19 protein-coding genes and 1 tRNA gene are annotated in these 21,528 nt (G+C 44.6%); 15 read left to right on the top strand and 5 right to left on the bottom strand.

Annotation, left to right across the window (positions count from 1 at the left end; translation table 11 throughout):
- Nucleotides 1-52 precede the first annotated feature (52 nt).
- The 9 genes from AOC20_RS06910 to AOC20_RS06870 all read left to right on the top strand — a co-directional run bounded on the left by AOC20_RS06910 (nucleotide 53) and on the right by AOC20_RS06870 (nucleotide 9,620).
- A complete protein-coding gene (locus AOC20_RS06910) occupies nucleotides 53-1,561 on the top strand; it encodes an amidohydrolase family protein (RefSeq protein WP_215359645.1) in 1,509 nt (502 codons plus the stop codon).
- 13 nt (nucleotides 1,562-1,574) lie between these two features.
- On the top strand, nucleotides 1,575-2,543 hold the full coding sequence (locus AOC20_RS06905) for a CobW family GTP-binding protein (protein ID WP_215359643.1): 969 nt from the start codon (nucleotides 1,575-1,577) through the stop codon (nucleotides 2,541-2,543).
- A 61-nt stretch (nucleotides 2,544-2,604) separates the two neighbouring features.
- On the top strand, nucleotides 2,605-3,606 hold the full coding sequence (locus AOC20_RS06900) for a linear amide C-N hydrolase (protein ID WP_215359641.1): 1,002 nt from the start codon (nucleotides 2,605-2,607) through the stop codon (nucleotides 3,604-3,606).
- 354 nt (nucleotides 3,607-3,960) lie between these two features.
- Complete coding sequence (locus AOC20_RS06895; protein WP_215359639.1) at nucleotides 3,961-4,320, top strand: DUF3302 domain-containing protein; 360 nt, start codon at nucleotides 3,961-3,963, stop codon at nucleotides 4,318-4,320.
- Between the two features lie 192 nt (nucleotides 4,321-4,512).
- On the top strand, nucleotides 4,513-5,352 hold the full coding sequence (locus tag AOC20_RS06890; RefSeq protein ID WP_251373071.1) for an efflux RND transporter periplasmic adaptor subunit: 840 nt from the start codon (nucleotides 4,513-4,515) through the stop codon (nucleotides 5,350-5,352).
- Nucleotides 5,352-6,815 (top strand): efflux transporter outer membrane subunit, encoded by a 1,464-nt coding sequence (locus tag AOC20_RS06885; protein WP_215359635.1) that lies wholly within the window; start codon nucleotides 5,352-5,354, stop codon nucleotides 6,813-6,815. The genes AOC20_RS06890 and AOC20_RS06885 overlap by 1 nt, the downstream gene beginning before the upstream one ends.
- The gene (locus tag AOC20_RS06880) at nucleotides 6,787-7,338 is read left to right on the top strand and encodes an ion channel (protein WP_215359633.1); all 552 of its coding nucleotides are present in this window, start codon (nucleotides 6,787-6,789) and stop codon (nucleotides 7,336-7,338) included. The genes AOC20_RS06885 and AOC20_RS06880 overlap by 29 nt, the downstream gene beginning before the upstream one ends.
- Nucleotides 7,339-7,443: 105 nt before the next feature.
- Nucleotides 7,444-8,262 carry a hypothetical protein gene (locus AOC20_RS06875; protein WP_215359632.1) on the top strand — a complete coding sequence of 273 codons (819 nt, stop codon included), beginning with the start codon at nucleotides 7,444-7,446 and terminating at the stop codon, nucleotides 8,260-8,262.
- Nucleotides 8,263-8,498: 236 nt separating this feature from the next.
- Nucleotides 8,499-9,620, top strand: a complete 1,122-nt coding sequence (locus tag AOC20_RS06870) for a choloylglycine hydrolase family protein (protein WP_215359630.1) — start codon at nucleotides 8,499-8,501, stop codon at nucleotides 9,618-9,620.
- Between the two features lie 256 nt (nucleotides 9,621-9,876).
- Here the strand turns inward: AOC20_RS06870 and AOC20_RS06865 are convergent.
- The 3 genes from AOC20_RS06865 to tsaE form a co-directional block, all read right to left on the bottom strand.
- A tRNA-Lys gene (locus tag AOC20_RS06865) sits at nucleotides 9,877-9,952 on the bottom strand.
- A gap of 86 nt (nucleotides 9,953-10,038) precedes the next feature.
- Nucleotides 10,039-11,385: an N-acetylmuramoyl-L-alanine amidase gene (locus AOC20_RS06860; RefSeq protein WP_215359628.1), complete on the bottom strand. Its 1,347-nt coding sequence runs from the start codon at nucleotides 11,383-11,385 to the stop codon at nucleotides 10,039-10,041.
- Between the two features lie 14 nt (nucleotides 11,386-11,399).
- A complete protein-coding gene (tsaE, locus tag AOC20_RS06855; RefSeq protein ID WP_215359626.1) occupies nucleotides 11,400-11,936 on the bottom strand; it encodes a tRNA (adenosine(37)-N6)-threonylcarbamoyltransferase complex ATPase subunit type 1 TsaE in 537 nt (178 codons plus the stop codon).
- Between the two features lie 43 nt (nucleotides 11,937-11,979).
- Between tsaE and queG the strand changes: the two genes are divergently transcribed.
- The 3 genes from queG to AOC20_RS06840 are packed head-to-tail and all read left to right on the top strand — an operon-like array spanning nucleotide 11,980 to nucleotide 14,272.
- Nucleotides 11,980-13,074 carry a tRNA epoxyqueuosine(34) reductase QueG gene (gene queG / locus AOC20_RS06850; RefSeq protein ID WP_215359623.1) on the top strand — a complete coding sequence of 365 codons (1,095 nt, stop codon included), beginning with the start codon at nucleotides 11,980-11,982 and terminating at the stop codon, nucleotides 13,072-13,074.
- A 44-nt stretch (nucleotides 13,075-13,118) separates the two neighbouring features.
- Nucleotides 13,119-13,904, top strand: a complete 786-nt coding sequence (locus AOC20_RS06845; protein ID WP_215359621.1) for an AzlC family ABC transporter permease — start codon at nucleotides 13,119-13,121, stop codon at nucleotides 13,902-13,904.
- A gap of 8 nt (nucleotides 13,905-13,912) precedes the next feature.
- Nucleotides 13,913-14,272 carry an AzlD domain-containing protein gene (locus AOC20_RS06840; RefSeq protein WP_215359619.1) on the top strand — a complete coding sequence of 120 codons (360 nt, stop codon included), beginning with the start codon at nucleotides 13,913-13,915 and terminating at the stop codon, nucleotides 14,270-14,272.
- A 37-nt stretch (nucleotides 14,273-14,309) separates the two neighbouring features.
- Here AOC20_RS06840 and AOC20_RS06835 read toward each other — a convergent pair whose 3' ends face one another.
- Both AOC20_RS06835 and AOC20_RS06830 read right to left on the bottom strand, forming a co-directional pair.
- On the bottom strand, nucleotides 14,310-17,399 hold the full coding sequence (locus AOC20_RS06835; protein ID WP_215359617.1) for an FAD-binding and (Fe-S)-binding domain-containing protein: 3,090 nt from the start codon (nucleotides 17,397-17,399) through the stop codon (nucleotides 14,310-14,312).
- Nucleotides 17,396-18,070: a GntR family transcriptional regulator gene (locus AOC20_RS06830; protein WP_215359615.1), complete on the bottom strand. Its 675-nt coding sequence runs from the start codon at nucleotides 18,068-18,070 to the stop codon at nucleotides 17,396-17,398. The genes AOC20_RS06835 and AOC20_RS06830 overlap by 4 nt, the downstream gene beginning before the upstream one ends.
- A gap of 228 nt (nucleotides 18,071-18,298) precedes the next feature.
- Here AOC20_RS06830 and AOC20_RS06825 point away from each other — a divergent pair, with 228 nt between their 5' ends.
- From AOC20_RS06825 to AOC20_RS06815, 3 genes are all read left to right on the top strand, one after another.
- Entirely contained in the window at nucleotides 18,299-19,483 is a 1,185-nt protein-coding gene (locus AOC20_RS06825; RefSeq protein WP_215359613.1) for a pyridoxal-phosphate-dependent aminotransferase family protein, read from the top strand.
- 142 nt (nucleotides 19,484-19,625) lie between these two features.
- Nucleotides 19,626-20,033 carry a GlcG/HbpS family heme-binding protein gene (locus AOC20_RS06820; protein ID WP_215359611.1) on the top strand — a complete coding sequence of 136 codons (408 nt, stop codon included), beginning with the start codon at nucleotides 19,626-19,628 and terminating at the stop codon, nucleotides 20,031-20,033.
- Between the two features lie 6 nt (nucleotides 20,034-20,039).
- Nucleotides 20,040-21,524: a DEAD/DEAH box helicase gene (locus tag AOC20_RS06815; protein WP_215359609.1), complete on the top strand. Its 1,485-nt coding sequence runs from the start codon at nucleotides 20,040-20,042 to the stop codon at nucleotides 21,522-21,524.
- The last annotated feature ends 4 nt before the right edge of the window (nucleotides 21,525-21,528 follow it).

Below are 21,528 nucleotides of genomic sequence, written 5' to 3'. Positions count from 1 at the left end.
CCAATAACTTGAACATATATATCAATTAACTAATTTTAAGAAAGACACGGACATGACTAACACTAATTTTGATTTGGTAATTTGCAATGGCCATATTGTTGATCCAGATTCTGGATGGGATGGACTGGGTAATGTGGGGGTTAATCAAGGGAAAATTGCTGCAATATCGAAGGATCCGCTTAAGGGTGTAAAAACAATTGATGCTACTGGGTTATTTGTAGCTCCTGGATTTATTGACTTGCATGCTCATGGGCAATTTACTAGCGCTAACTGGATGCAAGCATTTGATGGGGTTACAACAGCCTTAGAGTTGGAGTTAGGGATGCTGCCCATTGCGCAATACTATGAAAACCTTCAAAAAGAAGGGCGGCCACTAAATTACGGTGCCTCAGCCTCCTGTGTGATGGCTCGTGTTAGCGCCTTCGAAAAGGAGGTTCCACAACCAACTCTAGGCTGGGCTCTTGAGTCCATGGATAAAAGCGACTGGCAATATGACATTGCAACAGCCGATCAACTTAAAACTATTCTAAGTGAAGTTGAGCAGGGCCTTAAAGATGGCGGAATTGGAATCGGCGTTAATGCTGGCTATGCTCCGGGTTTAGGTTACAAGGAATACTATCAATTAGCTGAGCTTGCTAAAAAATACGATGTGCCCACATTTACGCATGTACGTTACTTTAGTACCAGTGAACCTGAAAGCACATTTCAAGCGATTGAAGAGCTAATTGGCCTTTCATTCAACCCCGGCGCTCATATGCATATTTGCCACTTGAATAGCGTATCAATGCGCGATATTGGTGATATTGAGAATATGGTCTCTGAAGCCAAGAAAAATGGCGCCAATATTTCTGTTGAAGCATATCCATACGGTGCTTTCAGTACGGTAGTTGGCGCTGCATTCTTGATGTTGCCTAACTGGGCAGAAAGATTAGGCGGTCTGCAAGCCAACGATATTGAATATAACGGTCTTCCGCTAAACGATAATTCGTTGCCGGCAATGCAGAAGGCAGACCCTGGCAATATTATTGTCTGCCATTTTTTACGCCCTGAAACCAATCCTCAAGATGCTGACGATTTGGCAAAATCTGTTCTATTTCCGGGTGGTGCAATCGCTAGCGATGCAATGCCATGGATGACATCGGGGCCCGACGTTAAAGTTCCTACATTTATTGAGGAGGGGGTATGGCCTTTACCAGATGATGCCTATTCTCATCCAAGAAGTTGTGGCACTTTTGCGAGATTTATTAAAATGTATGTTCGCGATGCCAAGAGCATTCCATTGCTAGAAGCTATTCGTAAGACGTCTTTGATTCCAGCGCAAATTCTTGAAAAATCTACGCCTCAAATGACCCAAAAAGGGCGCCTCAAGGTAGGGGCTGATGCTGATATTGTGGTGTTCGATCTGAACCAAGTGGAGGACCGTGGTACGTTTGTGAAGCCAAACCAGGTATCGACTGGGATGGTTCATGTAATAGTGAACGGGACTCTACTTATTGAGAATGGAAATTTGGATGTGAAGGTGCGCCCAGGTCGTCCAGTGCGACGACCAATTGCTGCCTAATATGCTCTAGGTAATGACTGAGAATAAAGGCAATACTACAGTGGTATACGCAATCCCAATCATTCTGATTGCGGGCTATCTTGGATCTGGCAAAACTACATTTCTTAATCGCCTACTCTCCGAAGCCCAAGGCCAAAGGCTGGCTATTTTAGTTAATGATTTTGGCGCTATAAATATCGATGCTAATTTAATCGATGGGGCTGTTGATGGAGTAATTGCATTACAAAACGGTTGCATTTGCTGTTCGATTGCTTCAGGTTTACAAGGCGCAATCTTCAAAGTTTTAAAACGTGAGCAACGTCCAGATGCCATCATCATCGAAGCTTCTGGCGCATCCAATCCAGGTGAAGTTCTAAGAATCTTAAGTGACAGCGCAATGCAAGACTATGCTGCTCTTGAAATAGTTGTTACTTTGCTAGATTGCGAAAGATTGCCCACTTACACACCAGAAGAATTAAAGCTAATTAAGTTGCAACTAACTTATTCTAATATTGTTTTTTTATCTAAGTCTCTCTCATTACCTGGGGATGCACGAGTTGCAGCAGAGGGTTTTGTGAGTAGCGTTAATCCGAGAGTGCTGCTATTCAATGAGTTATCTGGCCAAATTAATCTTGAATTTCTTTTGGGAGCAAGCACTAGGACACTTGGTCAGCAAGGTAGTAGTTTAATTTTAGATGGGTTGCAAATGCAGGTTCCTAAGGCGGAAGAGCTCTTTCGTAGTTGGATCTTTGAATCTGCGACCCCTACTACGGAGGCAGAATTTCAAAAACTATTAAACGAGCTACCATCTGAAACCGTTCGAGGTAAAGGCTTTCTGTATTTGAAAGAATATCCAGATTCAAAATTTGTCTTTCAACTAGTAGGTAAAAATGCAAAAGTAGAGCCAGCTGGCAACTGGGGTATGCAAATGCCACATAGCAAGATTGTTTTTATTGCCCTACAGAATAGCAATGCCCCAACGATAGTTGAAGCTAATAATTAGCTTTATTTTAAACAGCAATTAAATGCGTAATATTTTGACTAAACCTTTATAGGAGATTCGCATGTGTACAAGAGTTACTTACCTTGGCGACAATAATTTAGTTGTAACTGGCCGCTCAATGGATTGGGGTGAAGATATGCAGAGCGATCTATGGGTATTCCCAGCAGGTATGGCTCGCAATGGCGCTTGTGGCGCAGGTTCGCTGGAATGGACTTCAAAATATGGCAGCCTGATTGTTTCTGGTTACAACATCGGAACGGCGGACGGGGTTAACGAAAAAGGCCTAGTTGGTAATTTACTCTATCTGGCGGAATCTGATTACGGGACGTTGAATGGTAAGGCCCCCGTCTCTATTACCTTATGGGCTCAATATGCATTTGATAACTATGCAACTGTTGCCGAGGCCGTTGCCGGACTAGAGCTAGAGCCATTTAGAGTTATATCCCCAATCTTGCCTAATGGCCGTGCAGCGAGCTTGCACTTGTCGCTGTCTGATCCAAGTGGCGACTCTGCAATTTTAGAATACATTGAGGGAAAATTGACCATTCATCATGGTAGAGAATACCAAGTGATGACCAACTCCCCCGTCTTTGATCAGCAGCTTGCTCTCAATGCATATTGGAAGACCATGGGCGATGAGTTCTTGCCTGGAACAATTAGCGCAGCAGATCGCTTTGCTAGAGCTTCTTATTTTGTAGGAGTCGTTCCAAAGTCTATAGATAAGAACTACATCTCTGCCGTCCCAGAACAAAAAATGCAATATCAAGCCGTTGCTTCTGTTATGGGAATCATGAGAAGTGCAAGTACCCCCTTGGGTATTACCACCCCTGGCAAGCCTAATGTCTCATCTACTATTTGGCGCACAGTTACAGATCACCAAAATATGATTTATTACTTTGACTCTGCTACGACACCGAATACTTTCTGGGTTGATTTAAAGGATGTGGACCTTTCTAAAGGCGCGCCAGTTAAGAAGTTGGCTGTTGCAGGCGGTAAATATTACGCAGGCAATGCGGCAAGTTTTTTTGTCCCTACAGAGCCATTTGTATTTGGAACCGCTTAATTATTAGCTTGTAGACATTAATTAATAAACCACGAATGCAATTAATTTAGATCGATAAAAAAGGTATGCCCCCACATTTTTTGTGGGGGCTATTGCTGTAAATTTATCTAAACTGCTGCCATGAAGAATGAATTGTTTAAAACCCAAATGCAACGGACTGCATTATTAGTGCTTCCATATCCCTTGATTGTCACATTAATGTCGATTGATAGGCTTTTCGATAGCAATCAAAGTCTGAGTCTGTCATTTTGCTTTTACCTAGTCGCCACTCTCGTTGCCGGAGTGTTAGCTTTTACCGATCTAGGGAAAAGAATCGAAAGCCACCTGCAACATCGCAAAAGAAAGTTGGATTAGATGCAAGATTTTGATATCACCTTTTGGGATTTGGTCACCTTTATTACTTTGGCGTTAGTTGGCTTTATTTTGTTAACGATCGTACTGTTAATAGCAAGTATTCCAGGGCGAATTGCAAGTACACGTAATCACCCTGATGCAGAAGCCATAAAACTCATGGGTCTTCTGGGGTTGGTGGCAATTGTTCCTTGGTTAAAGGCATTTATGTGGGCATTTAACCCCAGTAGCATAGTAGATATCCGACGCTTTCCAAAGGAGGAGCAGGCTGCCATCAAGGCAGAAAATTCTGAGCTAAAAAATGAAGAGAGAGGTATTTTTACTAAAACATCTTCTTCTCACAGCGAATTAAATAAGAGTTGAGATAGAAATATGTTGCTGGGTTTCGTCATTATCTCTGCTGATATTTTTGTTTCTTGGTTGGTATTTGTACGCTTAAAGTGGTTGAAATTCACAAAGATATGGGCTGTATTATTAGTCATATCGTATATACATTTATATTTAATTTTTTTTATTGGTCTACGTTTTATGACGCCTTATTCAACAGAGGCTAATATGATTCAACAAACCATTCAAATTACTCCGCGATTACCGGAGCCTACTTTAGTTACTGATGTGCTCGTTCAGGCCAATACCCATGTAAAAAAAGGGCAGCCTCTATTCCAAATGGATAAACGCCCTTATCAGGACAAGCTTGATCAGGCTATAGCTCAACATGCAAAAGCAATGGGCTTAATGAATTACGCTTTGTACCAATTAAAGTTATCTAAGGACTTGGTGAGAAAGGGTGCCGGCCCACAAGAAGACGTTCAGAAATGGGAATCTCAGCTGGTGGCTGAAGAGGCAACTATCAAACTTGCAGAAGTGGCGAAATCTCAGGCTCAATTTTATTTGGATAACACACTTATTACAGCGCCAGAGGATGGATACTTAATCAATATTCAAGTTCGTCCAGGTACTCTTGCTGGAGATTATCGTGTTGGCGCAATTGCTTCATTTATTTGTGATGCTGACCGTTTTTTGCTGGCTGATTTCTTTCAAGAGAATCTGAAGTATGTAAAACCAGGTCAAGAGGTAGAGGTGGCATTTAATTTATATCCCGGTCAAATCTTCAAGGGGAAGGTGGAATCAGTATGGATGGGAAGTAGAGAAGGCCAATTGTTACCCAGCGGCTATTTGCCAACATTTAACTATAAGTCGCCCGATCGTCCAAGAAATCAATTTGGTGTGGCTATTAAGATGAATGACTCAGATCAGGTCAAGTTTCCGATTGGGGCACAAGCTAGAGCAACAATTTACACGCATCCTGCTAGCTTATTCTCTGCAATGCGAAAAGTAGATATTCGGTCATACTCTTGGACAAATTTCCTATACCCATTCTCTTTGTTTGAGTGATGCGTTTAAAGATCATGGGCACTATTGCTGCCTGCCTAGTGCTTGATGGTTGTGCCCTTGCGCCAAAGCCAACCCAAGATGAAATCATTAAAAATGCATTACCTGCCGATACAAAAATTCCAAGCGTTTGGAAGTCTTCTGAAAGCCAACAATTCCCTAAAGGATTTGTGGCAAATGATTGGCTGAAGTCTCTGAATGACCCTACGTTAGAGGCCATAGTACTCGAAGCAATTAAATACAACCCTGATTTAGTTATTGCTGCAGAGCGAGTCAGAGTAGCCCAGCAAAGTGTAGTTGTAGTGGGTGCGGCCTTATTACCAAGTATTGGTGCTGTGGGTGGAGGCAGAACTATTACAAGCGAGGGCGTGAGTGGCCTATCAAATTCAAAAATGGCCTATATTGGTGCGGCCTGGGAAATTGATGTTTGGGGCAGGTTTCGGTCTGAGCGGGCGGCAGCTTCTGAAGCATTTGAAGCTACTGCAATGGAGTATGCAAATGCCCGCCAATCTTTGGCTGCGACAGTTGCTAGAGCGTGGTACACAGCAATTGAAGCACATCGCCTCGTGCTACTTTCTCAGCAGAGGGTCAAAATTTACGGCGATTTACTCAACTTAGTAGAGGTTCGGGTTAAAGCTGGAAAAGATACAGAATTAGATTTGATGGTGATGAGGGCAAATGTTGACTCCGCACAAGCTGCTTTAGATGCAGCAGAAGATGCCTACTCTCAAATTCGTCGATCATTAGAGTTGCTACTTGGAAGGTATCCTGCCGCTGAAATTGCAGTTGCCAAGGAATTTCCTGAGTTAACGCCCCTACCCAATACTGGCGCTCCTGCGGAACTATTGAATCGACGCCCAGACGTCATTGCCGCAGAAAAAAGGGTTCTAGCCTCATTTAGACGGTCTCAAGCTACCAAGTTGGCGCTTTTACCTTCATTCCGCTTAACTTTTTTGGGTGGCGATATAGCGGATCCAGCACTCGCATTATTGAAATTAAATCCTTGGTTGGCAACAGGAGCATTAGGTGCTTTCTTGCCAATTTATGAGGGTGGTGCACTAAGAGCGCAAATCGAAATTGCCTCCGCCCAACAATCAACAGAAGTAGCCCGCTACGGAAGTGCTGTTCTTAAAGCATTTAGCGAAGTTGAGGGCGCACTTTATAACGAACAATACCTCATGAAAAGGGTATCAAGTACGCGTAAAGCTGCTTTAAATCGTGCTACTGCCGTCGATATTGCCACCATTCAGTACAAGGTTGGTAAGCGTGATCTTTTATGGGTTGCGAACCTTCAAAATGCCCAACTTACAACTGATTCAGAGCTCATTAGGGATAACGCACTACTGCGTTTAAATCGGATTGCCTTGTTAAGTTCGTTAGGAGGTGGGTACGATTCAAATCCATCAATAGACGTTTCTTCATTAGAGTTTCTCTTGGATGGCGATTCAAAGCCACTTTCACAATAATTTAGGTCTTAGTGAATTTACATTTATGACAAATTTCCAAAACCCATTAACTCTTATTGCTTTCTACTTTGAAAATATTTTCCAATTTAATGTGGTTGTTTTTGTATTAACGTCAATCGCCATATTTGCACTTCATGGATTTACTATTCTTCTTATTACGGAAAAGTATGAGCATTTTTTACATAACAATTCAATCGGCTTAAGGTCAAGGGTTAGCTTTATTCCGTATACGTTGACAATGCTTGTAATAATGTCTACTCATCTAATAGATTTGCTTTATTTGGCTTACATGCTAGATGGTATGAATGTCTTTTCTGATCATTTAACTTCTTTTTATTTTGCCGGTGAAATGTACACCACCCTAGGATATGGAAGCTATCAACTTGCTCCCGAATGGCGCGGCCTACCTTTTATTATTGGCTTTACTGGACTCTTCTCAGCCTCAATCTCGGGCGCCGGTCTTTTTACAATGCTCCAAGATTTAGGAAGCGTGAGGTCTAAAGCTAATTCCTATCAAAAATGAACATGAAGCCAAGAAAGTATTAGCAAATCATATTTTGGTGTCTTAAATTACAAACCAATTAATGAAGATGTCGCCTAAGTTATTAATTATTCTGGAATAAATAAGATGTTGAAAAAAACTACCCTATACCCGTTTCAGAGGGCTATTTTCTTGGTGATTGGTATCTTCAATAGCGCTGCAATTGCGCAAACATCTCAGAGCACAATGAGCGATGAGGCTAAGTCAGCTCAAAAGATGCAAAATGTGTTGTATCCACAGATTCAGTTACCGGTTACATACAACTATAACCAAAAGTTGGGTGCAAATAATTTATCCCAACAAAATCAATATGGCTTTAACCCGATCATCCCAGTAGCGCTTGGAAGTGATTTGCAGTTGATCGTAAATCCCATGCTAACTCTAAATCACAATACCAATGATCAGCAAGTTACTAATCAAGCTCAACCATTACAGTTAGCTACATATTTTGGGCCCGCATACGCAAAGTATTTTTATGCTGGTATTGGACCTTATTTTCAACTTCCCGCAACCAATACAAATAATGGCTCCAAGCAAACAGGACTGGGAATTTCAGCTGGCGCCTACTTTACCCCAGACCATTGGGTCATCGGGGCTGTCGCTTATAACTCATGGGGTGTTGGTAGCAATATGGCCGGGGGATCTGCCAATGTCTTCAATATTCAGCCTAGTATTTCCTATACAACAGATGCTGCCTGGACCTATAACTTAAGTAGTCAGATGACTTATAACTATGATGCCAAGGCAGCCACGAATCAGCTCACTTTGAGTGGCGGAAAAACTGTCAATCTCTTTGGTTACCATACTCAAGTGCAAGCTGGTCCAACCTATATGGTTACAACTACACCTACAAGTGCTAAGGGGTTTGGTGGATACCTAGGTTTGACTGTGCTTCTTCCAAAATAGGGGAGTACTTTATTGGATATGACATCTCCTTACTCCTTAATGATTTATCGAATTTAAATAATGCGTATTAGCGCCCATTCATAACTGACTAATCACAATGCCAAAAAATAAGATAAAGCTCACTACAAATACAGATACTTTAAATGTTGTATTGCGTTTACCTGCCGCTAATATTTATATTTACATATGAATATTAGTATTTTGTTGATCAACTTAAGCCACCCAGAAAGATGACTATGAAACAAACTATGATTAATAAAGTAGTAGCCGCTTCAGTTTCAGCTGCCCTAGTATTTTCCCCATTAATAAGTGATGCCTGTACCGCCGTCAATATAGTTGCAAAAGATGGATCGGTAGTTGCGGGAAGAACCATGGAATGGGCTTTTGATATGAAGTGGCAGCTCACGGCAAACCCCAAAGGCACGCCTATTTCCCTTAGCGCACCAGCATCACTAAAGCTGCCTGCAACAAGCCTATCGAGTAAGTATGCTTTTGTCGCAATTGCGCCCGGAGTATTAGCAGGGCCCCCTGCATATTTAGAGGGTCAAAATGAGGCTGGCCTTGCCATTAGCGGAAATTTTTTACCTGGCTTTACTGAATATCAAACCGTTACTCCACAAGATAAGAACTACGTTTCTATCTTGAACTTAGGAGGCTTTATTTTAGGCATGTTTGGCTCGGTTAAGGAGTTACGAAGCGAGCTTCCTAAATATAAGGTGTGGTTTGACCCAAACGAAGTTAAAGGTTTGCCAACTCCGCCTTGGCTGCATCTGGTGTTAACGGATCGTGGGGGCGACAGTATTGTTGTTGAGTTTGTGAAGGGTCAAATGATGATCCACAACAACGTTGCGGGGGTGTTAACTAACGCCCCGACCTATGACTGGCATCTTAATAATGTGCGCAACTATCTATCACTTACATCCACAGCAACGTCATCTGTAACTGTAGGCAATACGAATGTGACTGAATTGGGTCAGGGTGGTGGTTTAATGGGTTTACCAGCAGATTACACTCCTCCATCACGTTTTGTCAGAGCAACTTATCTGAAGCATTTTACCTATCAGCCAAGCAATAGTATTGATGCTATGCAGGCTGCTGATCATATATTGAATAACGTTGATATTCCTGTTGGAGTTGCTCGGTCAATGGATGGTAAGCAGATTACTTCTGATTACACACAGTGGGTCAATATCAAGGACTTAAAAAATAATCGCATGAAAATTGCAAACTATGCAAATCGTACGAACTTTATTGAGATTAATTTGAATGAAGTATTTAAGTCCGGCAAATCAAAGACTTGGCAGGTCGATAAATTACCATACCCACAAAATGATGTGACGACAGAGTTCTTAAAATAAGCTACCCCATAAAACCACCTTCGGGTGGTTTTTCTTTGGGTGTCTTCTACGAGTCGTTAGTTGCCTTTAGCTATCCATATATGAAATGTCGGTTAACCCGACAACCGTCGTGTATCGAGACGCTCAGTCTCTTTCAGCGCCCACCATCCCCACTCATCACGGTCCAACAGATCTTCTATTGAGTCCTCGCAGTGACCGCCGCATTTCATTCAACCAAAAGAAAAGGGACCACATTTCTGTGATCCCTTTGTATAACTGGTGGGTCGGGCGAGATTCGAACTCGCGACCAACGGATTAAAAGTCCGCTGCTCTACCGACTGAGCTACCGACCCAGTTAAGCCATAAATTATAGCAAGAAGTTTGTTGGTCTTCCTTAGGTCTGCGGGGCCTGCCCCTCAGCCCTTGTACTTACAAGTTCCTAGGAGTTGACCCGTCTGGCGACTGGTGGATTTTTGGAAAAATAATCCTTAATTCCTCTCAAAATAGCCTCCGCAATGCGGTCTTGATAGCCCTCATCATTCAATCTTGCCTCTTCCTGGGGATTACTAATAAAAGCAGTCTCAACCAGGATAGAGGGGATGTCTGGAGCCTTCAAAACAGCAAAGCTGGCCTGTTCAACCTTAGGTTTATGTAGTGCTGCAAAGCCACCGATTTGCTTCAGAATCGAATTGCCTACTTGCAAAGAGTCTTTGATCTGCGCAGTAGTGGACATATCGAGGAGTAGGTTCGCAACCTGCCTATCTTGTGTCTTGATATTGATGCCGCCAATCAGGTCAGAGGCATTTTCTTTATTGGCCATCCAGCGTGCCGTCGTGCTACTGGCACCCATTTGCGAGAGTGCAAATACTGATGCTCCCCTGGCTCTTGGCTCAATAAACGCATCTGCATGAATGGATACAAATAGGTCAGCTTCAACCCGTCGTGCTTTTTGCACCCTGGCATGTAGTGGCACAAAGTAATCACCATCTCTGGTTAAGAAAGGGCGCATGTACGCTTCGCCTTCAATCTTATCTCTGAGACGCTTCGCAATAGATAGAACTACGTTCTTTTCTCGAGACCCTGCTGCTCCAATAGCGCCTGGATCTTCGCCGCCATGCCCGGGGTCAATCGCGATTGTGATCAAGCGCTTGTATTTAGCGGGTGCAGGCAGCTCTTTAGTTTCTGGAATAGCTTGTGCTACAGGTGCCGCTGGAGTCTTAGCAAGCTCCTTTTCTTTCTTGGTGGCGAACTGAGCAATCAAATCTACTTCTTCATTGGATTTCTCTAGCGCGCTTTCTTTTTTGGCGCTACTTTTCACTAAAGCCATCAATGGATCTAATGGTGTAGTCGGATAAAGATCAAATACCATACGGTAGTTGTATTCACCAATGGGGTCTAAAGTAAAGAGTTGTGGTTTGATCGGCTCTTTAAGATCAAATACCAAACGTACTGTGCCTGGCTGAAATTGCCCAACGCGAACCTGTGAGATATACGGGTCATTGGGTTTTACTTTGGCTACCAAATCTTTCAGCGTAGGATTAAGTTCTAGTCCCTGTACATCCACCACTAAACGATCTGGGTTCGTCAAAATCTGCTGGGTAATCGGTAGCGGTGTATCGGACTCTAAAGTAACGCGGGTGTAGTCCTCGGAAGGCCAGACACGCACGCCCAAGATTTTAGCTCCCCAAGCAATATCGACCTCAGTCAGCAAGAGCGCAAAGCTCAAGAACTTTGCTGAAGTCTTGAGATGCTGCCTTCGAGAGAGATTGGTCTTTTTTGTACTCATTAATTACTAATGTATTACTTCAGTTGAAACTCTTGTAATGCTATTTTTCCGGATGCAGTGATTGCATTAATCTTCATCGTGCGCTCATTTTCATCTGTACCTGCACTTAATTGAATCTGAATATCAAAACCTGGCAAAGTACCTTCTGCTTTTTCTGGCCACTCGATTAGGCAAATACCTGGAACATCAAAGTGTTCTGCAAATCCAGCCTCTTGCCATTCCAATGGATCGCGCATGCGATACAAATCAAAATGATGAACAGTGACCATTTGTTCTTGTAATTGCAGTGGATAGGGTTCACATAAGGTATAGGTTGGACTCTTTACTTTGCCTTCATGGCCGAGTGCCTGAATGAGGTATCTCGCAAAGGTGGTTTTGCCGGCGCCTAAATCCCCCTCCAGGGAGATATTGAGATGCGATCCAAGCTGCTTAGTCAAAAACTGCTCACAACTGGCAGCTAGCTGCTCGGCAATTTTGGCGGTATCGGCTTCCTGCCTACAATAGAGATCTATTGCAGTATTTGGGGAAGGGATTGCCTGTGTTTGCGCCATTTCTCTAGTTTATTCAATTATTGCGCTACATTCTGTATTCCATATGTCTTTATCTGCCAACCCTCAGTCTTTAGATGAGTCCAGCCTACGTGGTTGGCTTGGCGCTCAAGCTACGGCCTTGGGCTTTGATGGCTTGCGCATTACGGATACCCACCTTGGACCCGCCAGTGAGCGCCTCAATGATTGGCTAGCAGAAGGGCGCCATGGTCATATGGAGTACATGCAGCGTCACGCAGATTTACGCGCCAACCCAGAACTCTTAGTGCCCGGTACAGTGCGCGTGATTTGCGTGTCGATGAACTATTTGCCGCCTGATACTAATTTTGATGGCGAATGGCAACGGCTTGAAGATCCTAAGCAAGCAGTGGTGTCGATGTATGCCCGTGGGCGCGATTATCACAAGGTGCTGCGTAACCGTTTACAAGAATTTGCCAAGCTGATCAAAGAAAAAATTGGTGCGTTTGGGTATCGCGTATTTACAGACTCTGCGCCATTAATGGAGGTAGAGTTAGCGCGTAAGGCTGGATTAGGATGGCGTGGCAAACACACGCTCTTGCTCAATCGAGAATCTGGTTCCACGTTTTTCTTGGGTGAGATCTTGGTAGATGTGCCATTACCGCTAGATCAAGAGATTGAAGAGCATTGTGGCACTTGCACCTCTTGCATTGATGTTTGTCCTACACAAGCCATTACTGCGCCATATCTATTGGATGCGCGGCGTTGCATCTCTTATCTCACGATTGAAAATCCAGAGGCCATTCCGGTGGAATTCAGATCTGCCATGGGTAATCGTGTATATGGTTGCGATGATTGCCAATTGATTTGTCCTTGGAATAAATTTGCCAAGCGCACTGAGTTACCAGACTTTGCACAGCGCCATGGCTTAGGGCAGGCATCACTATTACACCTATGGTCATGGACTGAAGTAGAGTTTGAGCAACGCCATGAAGGAAGTGCTATTCGGAGAATTGGCTATAGCCGCTGGCGCCGTAATTTAGCAGTAGCCATGGGCAATGCGCTTGCGAGTGATCAAGTAGCCGATGTTGATAAGGGTGCAATACGCTTAGCATTAAGCGATGCTCTTGCCGATGCAGACACATTAGTGGCTGAACATATCAAATGGGCCTTGGGGCCTTAGAGCCTTGGAAGACTTACAAGGCTTACAAGGCTTACAATTCATCCATGTGTTCCTCTAACCAGCCCTCTATTGATCCTAGTGAAATCGCGCTAGAAGAGAACGCGGTTCAACGTTTTAAAAATCCAAGTCATGCATTTTGGTCTGGCATTCGGGATGCAGCAGGCGCTCCTGCGATGGTCCTCTTTGCTGGCATGGTGGGATTTGGGGCAATGGGTAAAACCAATGGCTTTGATGTTTGGTTTACGACCTTTACCTCATTTTTCATGTTCGCCTTACCAGGGCAGGTCGTATTGCTAGAGATGGCAATTACTGGCTCATCCGTTGTTGCCATTGCTCTAGCTGTCACACTCACCTCAACACGCTTTATTACGATGACGGTGACACTCTTTCCGCAGTTTCATCAAAAAGATCGCAATCGCAGTCTCTATGCTTCAGTACATTTGTTAGCTATGACAGCATGGGCGATCTCAATGAGGGAGTTTCATGCGATTGAGATTAAACATCGCCTGAGTTACTTTGTTGGGCTAGGACTCTTGTGTTGGTTGATCTCTGTACCTGGAACAGTCTTAGGTTATTACCTGGCTGGCATGGTGCCTAAGGCAGTTACCTTAGGCTTGGTGTTTATTAACCCACTGTTCTTCCTGCTGACCTTTACTGAGGTGAAGCCTTGGATTAATCGCATCGCACTTTTATTGGGATGCATCTTTGGCCCTATCTTTTTTATTATTGATCGTGACACCAGCTTGTTAACAGCTGGTGTAGTTGCGGGCACCTTGGCTTACTTTATTGATCGCAAGTTCTTGCGCAAAAAAGCTGGAGTGCTGGGATGAGCGGGGCGATGGATACTCTCAACCATATGAGTGATGCTCTTACTGGGTGGGGCTTATGGATCGCTTTGGTAGGCGCTTGTCTAGGCACTTACTTCTGCCGTGCCATTGGCGTGTTTTTGTCGCAGAGTATTAATCAAGATAGCGAGATCTTCCGCTGGTTAGCTGCAGTAACTTATGCAATGGTTGCTGCTTTAACTGTGCGCTTGATTGTGATGCCACTCGGCTTGATGGCAACTGTGCCTTTGTGGATCCGCATTCTGATCTGCGCTCTAGCGATTGGCGTAATGATTTCTAAACCCACCAAGCGATTGGTTCCGGCCTTACTGACGGGAACTTTGCTGATGGTGGGCTATGGAGTGATTCGTTAATCACGCCATAGCTGATCTACTTTTCTTCTTAGTAGTATTACAGGTGTGCTGCCAAGATTCTGGCGATATGCACCGCTTCTCTTTGCGTACCATCAGCAATTTGATGACGACAGCTCGTACCATCAGCCACCACCCAAGTATCTGGTGATTTGCGAATACTTGGCAATAAACTGGCTTCGGCCATTTGCTTAGAGACTTCAATATGCTCCGCCTCATAACCAAAACTACCAGCCATACCGCAGCAAGAAGATTCAATTAACTTTGGCTCAGCATTCGGAATGAGTTTGAGTAATTCCATTGCAGGGGTAACGGCTGCAAATGACTTCTGATGGCAGTGACCATGAAAGAGTACAGATTTATCTGCTGCTTTTAGATTGAGCTTGAGCTTGCCGGCTCTGACTTCACTAGCCAAGAACTCTTCTAAGAGTTGTGCTTGCTTAGAAACACTCACAGCACGCTCGCCAAAGCCCATCACTAAAGCTTCATCCTTTAAGGTAAAGAGACAAGAAGGCTCCAAGCCAATAATCGGAATGTTCTGATCTGCATAAGGCGCGAGATGATCAACTAACTCACCCAGAGTAGCTTTAGCTTTGTCGACCATGCCGGCTGCAAGATAAGTTCTGCCACAGCAAAACTCTTTAGAGCAGCCGCTTTCTGCTTTATTCGCTGGTTTAGCCGCATTGCTTTGACTCTTGCTTTGACTTTTATTGGGAATATGCACACGATAGCCTGCAGCCTTTAGCACCTTTAATGCTGCGATGAGATTTTCATCTTCAAAGTAAGCATTAAATGTATCGGCTAACAGCACGACACCTTTACCGTTTTCATTGCTTGCTAATTGTTCTGGAGTGTATTGATAAGAATTCTTGTCCTTCTTATTCCAGAAGTTCTTACCCTTCCAAATTGGCAAACTTCTTTGCGCTGAAATGCCCATGATCCACTCTTGAAGCTTGGCAATTGGTGCAATGTGGTTGCGCAAGTTTAGGATTGCTGGCAACAGCGGAATATTGCTGATAGTGCCCGCGTATTTAGGAAGATAAGCAACAGCCAGATCCCTGAGTGAGTGACCCACGCGCTTCTTATAAGCGGATAAGAACTCAATCTTCATCTTGGCCATGTCTACGCCTGTAGGGCACTCGCGGCGACACGCTTTACAGCTCACACAGAGCTCCATCACTTCTTTGATGGCATCGCTGCCTAGTGGAGAACTTTCATCTTTGATATCGAGTTGATTTGAAAGGGCAAGACGTAAGGTGTTGGCTCTACCGCGGGTGAGGTGCTTCTCATCGCGTGTGACGCGATAACTGGGACACATCACTTCCGCGTCAAATTTACGGCAGTGACCATTGTTATTGCACATCTCCACTGCTTTAGCCAAACCCATCGCTGGATCGCCACCAGTACCAGGTGCAGTTATAGCTTCAGTGACTGGATCGTTTTGCACGTTCCAGGCGGACCAGTCTAATGCTGGCTGCAGTGGAATGACTTTGTAACTTGGCGGAAATCTAAAGTGAGTAGAGTCATCCATCTTTGGTGGATCGATGATCTTGCCCGGGTTAAATAATCCTTTGGGATCAAAAGCGTACTTAATTTCTGCGAGTGCTTCGGTAATCTTTGGGCCAAATTGCCAGGAGATCCATTCACCACGGCATAAGCCATCACCATGTTCGCCGCTATAGGCACCTTTGTACTTACGTACCAAGGCGGACGCTTCTTCGGCAACTGCACGCATCTTCTGGGCGCCATCTCTGCGCATATCCAAAATAGGGCGTACATGTAGGGTGCCTACAGAAGCATGGGCATACCAAGTACCACGTGAGCCATATTTAGAAAATACATCCGTCAATGCCTGGGTGTAATCAGCCAAACTCTCCAGCGGAACAGCGCAGTCTTCAATAAAGCTCACCGGCTTGCCATCACCCTTTAAGCTCATCATGATGTTTAAGCCCGCTTTACGGACTTCCCATAAGTTCTTTTGCAGAGGTGCATCCGGCATTGGCACAACAGAGCCCGGTAATCCCAAATCGCTCATGAGCTCTTGGAGGGCCTTGAGCCTTTCTAAGAGCGGGGCATGTGCTTCACCCGAAAACTCTACCAATAAGATTGCTTCAGGAGTTTGCGCAGTGTGATCGATTAAGGCGGTTTCGATGGTTTTCTTAAAGCTAGGATTGCTGCGTGCTAAATCAATCATGGTGCGATCCACTAACTCAACTGCAGTAGGACCAAGCTTAACAATATGTTGGGCGCTATCCATTGCCTTATAAAAGCTAGCAAAGTTCACAATGCCCAGTACCTTGTGCTGTGGCAACGGTGCTAGCTTGAGTTTGAGTGACTTGAAATAGCCCAAGGTGCCTTCACTGCCAACTAATAAGTGTGCAAGATTGACGCTACCATCCTGGGTATAGGGCAACTCACTCTGTGGATGAAAGATATCCAGGTTATAGCCAGCAACTCTTCTCAATACCTTCGGAAAGCGCGCTTCGATTTCTGGTTGGAGGGTGGCGGCTAGATTTTTTACAAAGTCACCCAACTGTTTGGCAGCGCCAGTACTGCTGGCGTAATCACTAAAGTTGGCAATTCTTCCGTCTGCTAGCCAAGCGTCAATCCCTAAAACGTTGTGCACCATATTGCCGTAAGCAATTGAGCGACTACCGCAAGAGTTATTGCCTGCCATGCCTCCAATGGTTGCTTGTCCCGCAGTAGAAACATCGACTGGATACCAAAGACCATGCTGCTTGAGTGAGCCATTGAGGTGATCAAGAACGATGCCCGGTTCAACTTCAACATAGCCTTTGTCTAGATTGAGATCTAAAACATTTCTGAAGTATTTGGTGTTATCAATTACGAGTGCAGCGCCCGTAGTTTGGCCGCACTGACTGGTGCCACCACCACGTGGTAATACGGGTACTCCGAGCTCAGCTGCAATCTGAATAGCGCTCGCAATATCTTGTGCAGTTTTAGGCACAAAGACAGCGACTGGCATTGCTTGATAAATAGAAGCATCCGTTGCATAGCGTCCACGGCTCGCGCTATCCGTCATCACTTCACCAGAGGTCTCTTGGCGTAGGCGCTTAGCTAAAGCGACTTGATCAACCATGAGTTCTTTAAGGTCTAGGGGTTTGTTCATACTTTTGCAGCCTCGGATTGAAGTAATTGCGCAACGACATCGCGTTTATTTTTGACATGCTGAATCATGATCTTGCGCATACGGGCGCTATCACGCGCCTTAAGAGCGTCGAGCATTTCTTGATGTTCTTCTACGGCCTTCTCCCACTTCACGCCGTCTTGGTTGGAGCGAAAGCGTAGTGCTTCAATGCGAGCATTCACTTGAGTAAAGAGCTTTGATAGGACGGGGTTATTGGCAGCCTGATTAATCAGATGATGAATACGTAAATTCAGTTTGTAGTAAGTCGATAAATCACGACGTGCATAAGAAGCCATCATTTCATATTGAAGGGCCTCTAACTCGGAGAGGGTGGCATCACTAATATTGTTGGCAGCTAACTCTCCAGAGAATCCCTCTAAATCTGCAATCACATCAAAGGTATGCAAAACATCCTCAAGACTAAGTTGCACAGCGATCGCACCGCGATTAGCAATGAGCTCAACTAAACCTTCAGCGGCCAAGCGACGAATTGCCTCCCGAATTGGGGTGCGTGACACATTCAGACTCTCAGCTAATTCACGTTCATTGAGTTTGCTGCCAGGAGCGATCTTGCCTTCGACCAAAAGGGAGCGCAGCGTCTCGTAAGTTGCTTCATGCAAATTTTGTGAATTAGGCTGTTCTATCACTGTCATGGGTTAATCTCTGTTTAAGCGGTTCTCTGATTATTTTGTATACAAAAATAAGAATAAACCATCTTTAGGTATAAATACAGGCTTTAAATGCCTTATTAAGGCTTTATTTTGAGGATTATTTTAAATAATTTGTATACAAAATGGAAATTTCTGCATAATTGTCATACACTAGCGTCAGAAATAAACGCCCACTAACAATCTATAAAACCACCATAAGTGAGACAAAGCATGTTGAAACTTGATAACCACGCATCAGGACGCCATTTTTTACATATTCCTGGCCCAAGCCCTGTGCCTCCACGCGTATTGCGCGCCATCAGCTATCAAACGATTGACCATCGTGGTCCTGAGTTTGGTGCCTTTGGTCTCAAGGTGTTGGAAAACATCAAAAAGATTTTTAAGACTGAGCAACCCGTCATCATTTATTCCGCATCTGGAACAGGATCTTGGGAAGGCGCAATGGTAAATGTCCTCAATCCCGGCGACAAAGTGTTGTTCTATGAAACTGGTCAGTTCGCAAACTTGTGGCGTGCCCTTGGCAAGTGTCTTGGTTTGGATGTGGAAGTAGTTGGCAAAGCGGGGCAAGATACTTGGCGCTGGGGTGTAGATGCTTCTGTGATTGAAGAGCGTTTGCGCAAAGATACACAGCATGAAATCAAAGCAGTGTGCGTAGTGCATAACGAAACTTCTACCGGCGTTACATCGAATATTGCTGCTGTTCGTAAGGCGATTGACTCCTTGAAGCACCCAGCCTTATTGCTCGTAGATAGCGTATCTGGCTTAGGTTCAGCGGATTATGAGCATGACAAGTGGGGCGCTGACGTTACGATCTCTGGCTCACAAAAAGGTTTGATGTTGCCTCCCGGTATTGGCTTTAATGCTTTATCACCGCGAGCAATTGAAGTAAGCAAAAATAACAAAATGTATAAAGCTTATTGGGCGTGGGATGAAATTCTCGAATCCAATAAAACAGGCTATTGGCCAACGACTCCAAGTACTAATTTGATGTACGGCTTGCATGAAGCGATGGACATGATGATGGCCGAAGGATTGGATACGATCTTTGCACGTCACCAGCGTTTAGCTGCAGCTTGTCGTGAAGCAGTCAAAGCATGGGGTCTGGAGATTCAGTGTCAGGATCAAGATTGCTATTCACCAGTACTGACTTGTATTGCTACACCTGAAGGCATGGATGCGGATGTTTTACGTAAACATGCTTTGGAGAAATTTAATCTCTCCTTGGGAACAGGTTTGGGCAAGATTAAAGGCAAGGCATTCCGCATTGGCCATTTAGGCGATTGCAATGAATTGAGCTTGATGGCTGCCTTGAGTGGAGTGGAGATGAGTCTGGGCTCTATGGGCTATAAGCCCAAGGCTAGTGGAGTCGTTGCTGCCCAAGAATTTCTCAAATAGCCTCAAATATTCAATTAGTTGGGTGGAGACAGGGTGTAGCAAGGCTTCTAGACTGAAGTCGGGCTACACCCCTTATAATTCAAGTACTTATATTGATGGTACTTTCATCAGATAAAACAAATTCGAGACAGAAAGATTAAACATGACTGCTACTAAACCTTACTTAACTCAAGCTGATGTTCAAAAGATTTTGAATGCAGCTGATCAACATGCTGCTAAAAATAATTTTGCAGTAACGATTGCTGTTTGTGATGATGGTGGTCATATGTTGGGTTTAATCCGTCGCGATGGTTGCGCTCCTTTGTCTTCATACATTGCACAAGAGAAGGCGCGAACTGCAGCAATGGGTAAGCGCGAGACTCGTGTTTACGAAGAAATTATTAATAACGGTCGCCATGCTTTTTTATCTGCCCCGCACGTATCAGGCATGTTGGAGGGTGGCGTCAATATCGAGGTAAACGGGTTTACCATCGGCGCAGTCGGCGTTTCCGGCGTTAAATCAGCAGAGGATGCCGAAACCGCGAAGGCCGGCATTGCTGCCATTCTGTAAGTTACCTTGACAAATACTGCTACTGACTTAAATTCTTCATCAGGGGTTAGCGAAAGCGCTGCCCCTAGTGTTACCGACACGACTGCTGCAGCTTCTGCTGCACCCTCAGCAACAATCACTTTTGCTGACTTTGGTTTAGATCCGAAAATTCAAAAAGCGGTTCTCGAGCAGGGTTACACCATTCCGACTCCGATTCAAGCGCAATCGATACCGCATGTATTGGCAGGTAGCGACTTGATGGGCGCAGCCCAAACCGGTACCGGCAAGACTGCCGCCTTTGTATTGCCGATCATTCAAAAGATTTTGCGTCATGCTAGCAGTAGTGCCTCACCAGCACGTCATCCGATTCGGGCGTTAGTGTTGACACCAACACGCGAGTTGGCCGTACAGGTTTCTGAAAACGCTGCAAGTTACTCTAAACATACGGATTTACGCGCTGCTGTTGTATATGGTGGCGTGGATATGAAGGAGCAGGTAGCGATTTTGCGCAATGGCGTAGAAATTTTGATTGCTACCCCAGGACGTTTGCTGGATCACATTAGCTCTAAGGTTGCCAACCTCTCCCAGGTAGAGATCTTGGTTTTGGATGAAGCCGATCGCATGCTCGATATGGGTTTCTTGCCTGATCTGCAACGCATTATTGATTTGATCCCTGCGCAAAGACAAACCCTATTGTTCTCCGCAACCTTTTCGCCAGAAATTAAAAAGCTGGCACAAAGCTACTTGCGTACTCCAGTAACGGTTGAGGTAGCTCGTCAGAACGCTGCTGCTGATACTGTTAAACAAGTCGTGCATATGGTGTCCTCTGCGGATAAGCAACGCGCCATTGTTAAAGTCTTAGAAGCGCGTACCCGTGCCGGTTTATCACGTCAATGCATCATCTTTACCAATAGCCGTTTAGGTTGTGCGAAACTCTCGCGTGCCTTAGAACGCGATGGCATTAAAGCGGGCGCGATTCATGGTGATAAGAGTCAGGGCGAGCGTACTTTAACTTTAGATGCTTTTAAGTCTGGCGCAATTGAAGCCTTGGTAGCAACCGATGTTGCTGCACGCGGTTTAGATATTCCGGATATGCCGTGCGTGATAAATCACGAACTTCCTTACAACGCAGAAGACTTTATTCACCGCATTGGTCGTACTGGCCGTGCCGGTAGCAAAGGTGATGCGATTGCCTTGGTAGATGCTAGTGAGAAGCGCTTGCTCGACGATATCGAAAAGCTCATGAAGCGTAAGTTGGATGTGAAGCCTTTACCTGAAGGTGAACCTTCACAAAGTCGTCCATCGTCTAGTAGTTATGGCAGCTCAAGTGGATCCAGGAGCTCTTACAGCGCTCCAGCCAAAATGTCAGATCCTTTCTTCTATAAGCCTTATGAGCCATCTACTGCACCAGCATCTGCAACAGATGCTGCAAAGCCAGAAGAGAAAAAAGTTGGTATTACTCCAGCCAAGCCAGCTGTTGGTGCTTTGCTTGGCGGCTTTAAGAAAAAATAATTCA

Source organism: Polynucleobacter ibericus (assembly GCF_018687955.1).
GTDB lineage: Bacteria > Pseudomonadota > Gammaproteobacteria > Burkholderiales > Burkholderiaceae > Polynucleobacter > Polynucleobacter ibericus.
Note: the sequence above shows the minus strand (reverse complement) of the source record. Positions and strands in the feature narration are given on the sequence as shown.

Coding starts and splice junctions, on each gene's coding strand:
- AOC20_RS06910 (WP_215359645.1), top strand. CDS start 53: ATGACTAACACTAATTTTGATTTGGTAATTTGCAATGGCCATATTGTT.
- AOC20_RS06905 (WP_215359643.1), top strand. CDS start 1,575: ATGACTGAGAATAAAGGCAATACTACAGTGGTATACGCAATCCCAATC.
- AOC20_RS06900 (WP_215359641.1), top strand. CDS start 2,605: ATGTGTACAAGAGTTACTTACCTTGGCGACAATAATTTAGTTGTAACT.
- AOC20_RS06895 (WP_215359639.1), top strand. CDS start 3,961: ATGCAAGATTTTGATATCACCTTTTGGGATTTGGTCACCTTTATTACT.
- AOC20_RS06890 (WP_251373071.1), top strand. CDS start 4,513: ATGATTCAACAAACCATTCAAATTACTCCGCGATTACCGGAGCCTACT.
- AOC20_RS06885 (WP_215359635.1), top strand. CDS start 5,352: ATGCGTTTAAAGATCATGGGCACTATTGCTGCCTGCCTAGTGCTTGAT.
- AOC20_RS06880 (WP_215359633.1), top strand. CDS start 6,787: ATGGCGATTCAAAGCCACTTTCACAATAATTTAGGTCTTAGTGAATTT.
- AOC20_RS06875 (WP_215359632.1), top strand. CDS start 7,444: ATGTTGAAAAAAACTACCCTATACCCGTTTCAGAGGGCTATTTTCTTG.
- AOC20_RS06870 (WP_215359630.1), top strand. CDS start 8,499: ATGAAACAAACTATGATTAATAAAGTAGTAGCCGCTTCAGTTTCAGCT.
- AOC20_RS06860 (WP_215359628.1), bottom strand. CDS start 11,385: ATGAGTACAAAAAAGACCAATCTCTCTCGAAGGCAGCATCTCAAGACT.
- tsaE (WP_215359626.1), bottom strand. CDS start 11,936: ATGGCGCAAACACAGGCAATCCCTTCCCCAAATACTGCAATAGATCTC.
- queG (WP_215359623.1), top strand. CDS start 11,980: ATGTCTTTATCTGCCAACCCTCAGTCTTTAGATGAGTCCAGCCTACGT.
- AOC20_RS06845 (WP_215359621.1), top strand. CDS start 13,119: ATGTGTTCCTCTAACCAGCCCTCTATTGATCCTAGTGAAATCGCGCTA.
- AOC20_RS06840 (WP_215359619.1), top strand. CDS start 13,913: ATGGATACTCTCAACCATATGAGTGATGCTCTTACTGGGTGGGGCTTA.
- AOC20_RS06835 (WP_215359617.1), bottom strand. CDS start 17,399: ATGAACAAACCCCTAGACCTTAAAGAACTCATGGTTGATCAAGTCGCT.
- AOC20_RS06830 (WP_215359615.1), bottom strand. CDS start 18,070: ATGACAGTGATAGAACAGCCTAATTCACAAAATTTGCATGAAGCAACT.
- AOC20_RS06825 (WP_215359613.1), top strand. CDS start 18,299: ATGTTGAAACTTGATAACCACGCATCAGGACGCCATTTTTTACATATT.
- AOC20_RS06820 (WP_215359611.1), top strand. CDS start 19,626: ATGACTGCTACTAAACCTTACTTAACTCAAGCTGATGTTCAAAAGATT.